This window comes from Mesorhizobium sp. M1A.F.Ca.ET.072.01.1.1, assembly GCF_004023325.1.
Taxonomy (GTDB): domain Bacteria; phylum Pseudomonadota; class Alphaproteobacteria; order Rhizobiales; family Rhizobiaceae; genus Mesorhizobium.
Genome location: NZ_RZSF01000642.1, coordinates 1 through 1,345 on the forward strand (window position 1 = coordinate 1; position 1,345 = coordinate 1,345).

The window sequence follows — 1,345 nt, forward strand, 5'->3', positions numbered from 1 at the left end:
TCCCAGAGATTGTTGCTGTCGGGCATATCCCTGTCCCAGGCCTCGTGGCGTTCGGCGATCTCCTTCGCCCAAGGCGTATCGGCCAGACCCTGGACCTGGCTGAGGCTGTTGCTCACCATGTTGATCTCGAGGCAGCTGTCCTTGGCGAACCGATAGAACACCTGCAGCACGAGCGCATGGAGAACCGTGACGAAGGCGATGTCCAGGTCGCTTGCCAACGCGTTGCGCAGCGCAAGCGTCTTCTGTGCGGTGAGATCAAAGACGAGGCGATCGGGCAGCGGCTTGATCCCTTCATCCTCGGGCTCTTCGGCCGTGTCGGATGCGCCGTTCACGGACCGGCCGTTGACGACGACGTGATTGGCGCTGTCATCTTCGGACTGCGACGGGTCGCGATCCCCGCCCTCGGCTTCGTCATCGTCATCGCCCGTCTCGACCCGTGGTTCGTCCTCGGGGCGGACAAAGCCGGCTTCGATCTGCAGCTGGCCGTTGGCGCCGAGCGCGACAAACGCCCCGGCGATGGCCTTTTGCGCCGGGTCATAGACCTGGGGGCGATCGCTGAACGCGTCGAGTTCGGCGCCGAGCTGATCGAGCTTGTCCTCGATCTCCTGGTCGGCGTCCTCCATCTCGGCATACTTGGCATCGAGCCCATCATACTCGGCCTTCACCGCGTCATAGCGGGCGATCTCCTCGGCGCTCAACTCCGCCGGCTCGGCATAAACGCGCCGCATGCCGGAGGCGTGGCCGTATGGGAAGCTGATCGCCGCATCGACCCATCTCCAGCCGTCACCGCGAACGGCTTCGGCATCCACTTTCAGCTTTTCGAAGACCAGTTGCTCAAGAAGAGCGGCATCTTGAAACCAGCCGCCGGAATCCTGCTCGAACAGGTCGCGGAGGATGACGCCGCCGGCATTCTCATAGGCTTCGGCACCGACATAGACCGCGCGGCGATCGTCGGCCCGCACGGTGGTCTCGGTCAGGAGGCGCCTGATGTAGTAGGGCTCCTGCATATGCTGGTTGTTATTGATGCGCTCCCAGACCTGCTCCTGGCGGGCATGGTCGTCCGAAATCGAGAACGCCATGATCTGCTCGAGCCGGATTTCATCCTTCTCATAGAGATCGAGCAGTTTTGGCGAGACCGAGGCGAGCTTCAGTCGCTGCTTGACGGTCGCCGCCGACACGAAGAAGCGGGCGGCGATTTCTTCGTGATCGAGTCCCTGGTCGCTCAGTGTCTTGAACGCCCGGAACTGGTCGAGAGGATGGAGATCCGCGCGGTGGAAATTCTCGGCCAGAGAGTCCTCTTCAGCCGATGTCGCCGTGCTTCGATTGACGATGCACGGTATCGGCT

1 pseudogene is annotated in these 1,345 nt (G+C 62.5%); it reads right to left on the reverse strand.

Going from position 1 to position 1,345, the window contains the following annotated elements:
• Positions 1–1,345, reverse strand: a pseudogene (locus EOA32_RS37225) (DNA-binding protein); the annotation flags it as partial.